Source organism: Streptacidiphilus neutrinimicus (genome assembly GCF_000787815.1).
Taxonomy (GTDB): domain Bacteria; phylum Actinomycetota; class Actinomycetes; order Streptomycetales; family Streptomycetaceae; genus Streptacidiphilus; species Streptacidiphilus neutrinimicus.
Genome location: NZ_BBPO01000025.1, coordinates 87,820 through 93,446 on the forward strand (window position 1 = coordinate 87,820; position 5,627 = coordinate 93,446).

The 5,627-nt window shown below is 71.5% G+C and carries 6 protein-coding genes; 3 read left to right on the forward strand and 3 right to left on the reverse strand.

The annotated features are described in order from the left end of the window. Together lnt and TR48_RS17965 are read left to right on the forward strand one after the other, a co-directional pair. On the forward strand, positions 1 to 1,047 hold a 1,047-nt coding region (lnt, locus tag TR48_RS17960; RefSeq protein WP_063771005.1), incomplete at its 5' end, for an apolipoprotein N-acyltransferase. A 54-nt stretch (positions 1,048 to 1,101) separates the two neighbouring features. After that, on the forward strand, positions 1,102 to 1,623 hold the full coding sequence (locus TR48_RS17965; protein ID WP_236652200.1) for an FxsA family protein: 522 nt from the start codon (positions 1,102 to 1,104) through the stop codon (positions 1,621 to 1,623). Between the two features lie 124 nt (positions 1,624 to 1,747). Here the strand turns inward: TR48_RS17965 and TR48_RS17970 are convergent, their stop codons facing one another. The 3 genes from TR48_RS17970 to TR48_RS17980 form a co-directional block, all read right to left on the reverse strand. Next, complete coding sequence (locus tag TR48_RS17970) at positions 1,748 to 2,119, reverse strand: RNA polymerase-binding protein RbpA (protein WP_042368335.1); 372 nt, start codon at positions 2,117 to 2,119, stop codon at positions 1,748 to 1,750. A 264-nt stretch (positions 2,120 to 2,383) separates the two neighbouring features. Then, positions 2,384 to 3,745, reverse strand: a complete 1,362-nt coding sequence (locus TR48_RS17975; protein WP_084729522.1) for an MFS transporter — start codon at positions 3,743 to 3,745, stop codon at positions 2,384 to 2,386. Continuing rightward, positions 3,736 to 4,560 (reverse strand): glycerophosphodiester phosphodiesterase family protein, encoded by an 825-nt coding sequence (locus TR48_RS17980; protein ID WP_042368339.1) that lies wholly within the window; start codon positions 4,558 to 4,560, stop codon positions 3,736 to 3,738. Before TR48_RS17980 ends, TR48_RS17975 begins: the two co-directional genes overlap by 10 nt. 249 nt (positions 4,561 to 4,809) lie before the next feature. Between TR48_RS17980 and TR48_RS43350 the strand changes: the two genes are divergently transcribed. Next, positions 4,810 to 5,627 (forward strand): hypothetical protein (locus tag TR48_RS43350; RefSeq protein ID WP_161789855.1); only part of this gene is annotated, 818 nt, incomplete at its 3' end.

The following is a 5,627-nucleotide window of genomic DNA, read 5'->3' on the forward strand; positions in this document are numbered from 1 at the left end:
GTGCTGGCGCTGCGCACCCGCGAGGGGCGCGGGCGCAGCGGCCGCCTCGGGCTCGCCTGCGTGGCCGGCGCGGCAGCGGCGGGCGTCGTCGGTTACGCGATCCCGCTCCCGACCGCCGGGACCACCGCGGGCGGCCCCGCCTACGCGCAGATCGGCGTCGTCCAGGGCAACGTCCCGCACGCCGGCATGGACTTCCTCGGCCGCCCGATGCAGGTGCTCGACAACCACGTCGCGGCGACCTTCGACCTGATGAACAAGGTCGACGCGGGCAAGCTGCCGCAGCCGCAGCTGGTGATCTGGCCGGAGAACTCCTCCGACGTCAACCCGTACAACACCCCCGCCGCCTACGACGCGATCAGCCAGGCCGCGGGCCGCACCGGCGTGCCGATGCTGGTCGGCGCCCTGGTCGACGGCCCGGACGCGCAGCACGTGATGAACGAGGGCATCGTCTGGAACCCGAAGACGGGCCCGGGCGCGTCCTACACCAAGCAGCACCCGGTGCCGTTCGGCGAGTACGTGCCGTTCCGCTCGATCCTGATGAAGTACATCACCCGCCTGCAGCGGGTGGCCCGCGACTTCTACCCGGGCGACCACACCGGCATCCTGGCGGTCGGTCCCGCCAAGATCGGTGACGTGATCTGCTTCGAGATCGCCTACGACGGCATCGTCCACGACGCGGTCACCAAGGGCGGCCGGGTCCTGGTCGTACAGACCAACAACGCGACCTACGAGCACACCGACCAGCCGGACCAGCAGTTCGCCATGTCCCGGCTGCGGGCCGTCGAGCACGGCCGCGCCGTGGTGATCGCCGCGACCAGCGGCATCAGCGCGGTCATCGCGCCGGACGGCTCGGTCGTCCAGCGCACGCAGCTGGCCACGCAGGCGGAGCTGGACGTCAAGGTGCCGCTGCGCGACGGTCTCACCCTCGCCGACCGGGTCGGCGCGGCGCCCGAGTGGGCGCTGTCCTTCATCGGCCTCGGCGCGGTCGGCTTCGCCGTCTGGGCACGTCGCCGCCGCTCCTCTGGAACGCCCGGAACACCGGCCTGACCTCGGGCGTTCTACGGTGGAAGCCTGACACCACGAACGAAGGGCCAAGCCGCCGTGCGCGCGTCCCGACTCAAGCGGTACCTTCCCCTCCTCGTCGCCGCCTACGTGGTGGCCGAGCTGGTGCTCCTGGTGACGGTGGCCGAGCAGATCGGCTGGCTGCTGACGCTGCTGTTGCTGCTGGCCGGGTTCGTGGCGGGCGCGTCGGTCGTGAAGCGCGCGGGGCTGCGGGCGTTCGCGGCGGCGCGCAGGGGCACCGTGCCGGAGGGCGAGGCGCGGACGGCGGTCACCGTCGCCGGCGGCGTCCTGCTGATGATCCCCGGGTTCATCAGCGACCTGCTCGGCCTGCTCTGCCTGGTCCCGCCGGTGGCGAGGCGGCTCCAGCGCGCCCCGATGGCCTTGCTGCGCAAGGGCCCGCTCGGTGACGCCGTCCGCCTCCAGGAGCAGGTCCGCATCCACCGGCCCGACGGCAAGGTCGTCCAGGGCGAGGTCGTTCACGAGGACGGCACCCCGCACCCTGCCCCGTACGACTACTCCCGCCGCGACGAACCTCAGGGGCGCGGGGAACTGCGCGAGTAGCCGCGCTGTGCCGATGGCCCTGCGCGCCCCCTTGAGGTAACTGCAACGTGCCCGAAGTGCCCAGGTGCACGACGAGGCCCGGGCTCCCCCGAAGGGGAGCCCGGGCCTCGTCGCGCAAGCCGCCCTATGCGGTCTTGCGGTCGCGCGGGTGTACCGCGATGTTCATACGGCCGGAACGGAGAACCTCGAGGCGCTCCGCGAGCACCTCTTCCAGCTCCTCGCGCGTACGCCGCTCCATCAGCATGTCCCAATGCGTACGGACCGGCTTGGTCTTCTTCTCTTCGGGCTCGTCACCGTCGATCAGCAGCGCCTCGCTTCCGCAGAAGCGGCACTCCCAGATGTGCGGGATCTCGGCCTCCACGGAGAACGGCACCTCGAAGCGGTGTCCGTTCTGGCATGCGTACTCGACAGTCTGGCGAGGCGCCAGATCGATACCGCGGTCGGTCTCGTAGCTGGTCGCCCCGAGTCGCGTGCCGCGGAGAGCTCGCTCACTCATGAATCGTGCCTCCCGGGCTCTTGGCCCACAGGACTGGATGTCGCTGTCTTCGTCGGTCCGTACAACGTGCGGCAACCGTCGAAGATTCCCGCAGTGCTCGCGCGACTTACATCACGCCGCCCAAGTTTGTACCCACCCGCGTCCGATTTGTCACATCTGGGGGCGGATATCACCCTCGGTTGACCCATCGTGCCTCGCAGTCACGAAGGGACAGGCCTCCGCACCGCCTCCATTCGGCCTTCACGAGTTCTCACGAGACCGGGATCACGAGATGTTCGGCACCGGGTTGCCCACGGCCTCGATCGCGCGGCGCACGGGAACGCGTGTGAGCAGCAGGAAGCCGATCGCGAAGAAGATCAGCAGCGAGATGATCGCGACCCGGTAGCTTCCGGTCACCTGGTAGGCGAGACCGAAGACGAGCGGACCCATCCAGCTGGTGCCGCGGTCGCTGATCTTGTAGAGCGAGAAGTACTCCGCCTCGTGCCCGGCCGGGATCAGGTGGGAGAAGAGCGAGCGCGACAGCGCCTGGCTGCCGCCGAGCACCAGGCCGATGGCGGCGGCCAGGGCGTAGAACCAGATCGGCTGGTGGGCGGGCATGACGTAGCCGAAGGCGAGGGTGACCACCCAGGCGACCAGCGAGCCGAGGATGGTGCGCTTGGAGCCGAAGCGGCCCGCGATCCGGCCGAGCAGCAGCGCGCCGCCGATGGCGACGATCTGGACCAGCAGCACGCCCGCGATCAGCGTGGTCTGGCTCATGCCCAGCTCCTCGCTGCCGTAGAGGGAGGCCTGCGAGATCACCGTCTGGATGCCGTCGTTGTAGCAGAGGAAAGCGATCAAGAAGAGCAGCGTCAGCGGGTACTTCTTCATCCCCCGCAGCGTTCCGGCGAGCTCGCGCAGCGTGCCGCCCGCGTGCTCGTCGACGGGCTTCGCGACGGGCGCGAGCCCGGCGCGCTGCGGCAGGCGCAGCATCGGGAAGATCGTGAAGGTGGCCCACCACAGGCCGGCGGAGGCCAGGCAGAGGCGGACGGCCGTGCCGCTGGTGAGGCCGAGCGCGCTGTGGTCGAGGAAGAGGGCGAGGTTCAGCACGAGCAGCAGGCCCCCGCCCGCGTAGCCGAAGGCCCAGCCCTTGGAGGAGATCCGGTCGCGGTCATCCGGCGGGGCCAGGCCCGGCAGGAAGGAGTTGGCGAGCGCGGCGGAGACGGCGTAGCTGACGTTGGCGACCACCAGCAGCCCGCCGCCGAGCAGGTAGCGGTGACCGCCCAGGAAGAACATCCCGACCGTGGCCGCCGCGCCCACGTAGGCGAAGACGCAGAGCAGCGTCTTGTGACGGCCGGTCCGGTCGGCCGTCGCACCGGCCAGCAGCATGACCGCGACGGAGATCAGCACGGAGAAGGAGACCGTGTACGGGAAGAACGATCCGGCGCGGACGGCGAGGCCGAGCGGATGCACGTCGCCGTGGGCGTCCGACGCGCTCTTGGCGATGTCGGTCAGGTAGGGGCCGAGGAAGACCGTGAGCACGGTCGCCGAGAAGGCCGCGTTCGCCCAGTCGTTCAGGTACCAGCCGAGTTGGGCGCGCTTGAGGTCGGTCGTCTCGGTCGACGCCGGGGCAGTAGTGATCAAATCCAGGCTCCGCGCTCGATCAGGACATCGCGCAGGACGTCGATGTGATCCGTCATGATGCCATCAACACCCAGATCCAGCAGTGACCTCATCCGGTCGGCCTCGTTCACCGTCCAGACGTGGACCTGCAGGCCGAGGGCGTGGGCGGTGTCCACGAAGGCGCGGTCGACCAGGCGTGGGCCCGTGTCGCCACCGCCCGCGACGCGCTCGGGCACCTGGAGGCAGATCGCCCGGCGGCGTGCGCCGCGGCCGAGCGGCAGCCCGCCGCGGGCCAGGGAGCGCAGCTTCAGCGCGACCACGTCGCGCGGCCCGGCGGAGGTGGCCAGGCGCGGACCGGCCGCAGCGCGGACGGCGGCCAGGCGCGACTCGGAGAAGGAGCCGACGCAGACGCGGTCCCAGGCGTTGGTCCGTCGTACCGCGTCGACCAGCGGGCGGACCGCGGCCGCGGCCTTCACGTCGATGTTGAAGCGGGTCTCCGGGAAGGCGTCGAGCAGCTCCTCCAGCGTCGGTATCGCCTCGCGGCCGCCGATCCGGGCGGCGGAGACGATGCGCCACGGCAGCTGCGCGACCGCGCCGGTGCCGTCGGTGACGCGGTCCAGCCGGTCGTCGTGGAAGGCGACCAGCACGCCGTCGGCCGTGGAGTGGACGTCCGTCTCCAGGTAGCGGTAGCCGAGCCGGACGGCCCGTTCGAACGCGGCCATGGAGTTCTCCGGACCGCCGAGCGTACCGCCGCGGTGGGCGAACGCGAGCGGACCCGGATGGTCCAGATACGGATGTCGGGCAGGCGGGCGGCCCGAACGCAGAGCGGAATCGCTGGTCACGGGCAGAAGTATGCCCGTTGGCGCAGGTGGCGCGGAGTCACGGCGGCACCACCAATTGTCATCAATCGCTTGACTCCCCACCACCCGCACGGATGAAATTAAGGAGCTGCGGGTGGACCGCATTTTCCGCGGCGGTCTCCCGTCCTTTTGCTGTGTGTCTTTTCGGCATGCCTTCCTGTGCAATCTGCCATGACTGCATGGGCGTATACGCCGATTTTCTTGCAGAATCTGATCGAAATTGATAGGTCGATGTCTGAGCGAGATCGAATCGCCCGGGTTCTGCCCGAGGGGGTGGTCGCGGCGCTCACCGCGCAGAGCCGCGCCGCCGCCACCGGGACACTGTTGGTCGCGGGGGACCCGGGCGGCCTGCTGCGGCTGGACGGCGGGCGGATCACCGGCGCGGAGAGCCCCGGCGCGCCGGGGGCGGAGGCGCTGCTGCTGAGGTCCGGCCGGGTCCTCGAGGCCTCGTGGGTCGCGGCCTACCAGGCGGGCGCGCCGCACGGCCGCTTCGCGGTCGAGCTGGTCCGACGCGGGCTGGTCGGCGCGGCGGAGCTGGAGACGGTCTGCCTGATGGCCCTGTTCGACGCGGTCTTCGCGATCGCGGCCGGCACGGTCGAGGAGTGCCGCTGGCAGCCCCCGGCCCCGGATCTCGGCGCCGGGGCCGGCGTCGAGCCGGTCGGCAGGGAGCCCTGGACCAGCGAGGTGACCCGGGTGGACGCCGGGCAGCTGTGCGCCGAGACCGAGCGGCGGTTGGCCGCCCTCGCGCAGTTCCCGACGCCGGTGCGGCCGGGACGTGACCGCCTCGCGGCCGTGGCGGAGCCCGCCGCGCCGCAGGCGACCGGGGCCGCGGGCCCCAACGCCGGCCTGCGGGCCGCCGGGGGCCTGCGCCGGGAGGTGCTCGGGCTCGCCGACGGGCGGCGCACCGCGCGTGACATCGCGTTCCTGCTCGGCAGGGGCGTCTACCCGGTCACGGTCGAGACGTCCCGGCTGCTGGCCGACGGCCTGGTCAGGATCGGTGCGCCGAGCCGGGAGGGCGGCGAGGTCCGCGCCCTGCTGGCGCCCCGGCA

Excerpts from the sequence above, each read along its gene's own strand:
- TR48_RS17970 (WP_042368335.1), bottom strand. The coding sequence starts at position 2,119 with ATGAGTGAGCGAGCTCTCCGCGGCACGCGACTCGGGGCGACCAGCTAC.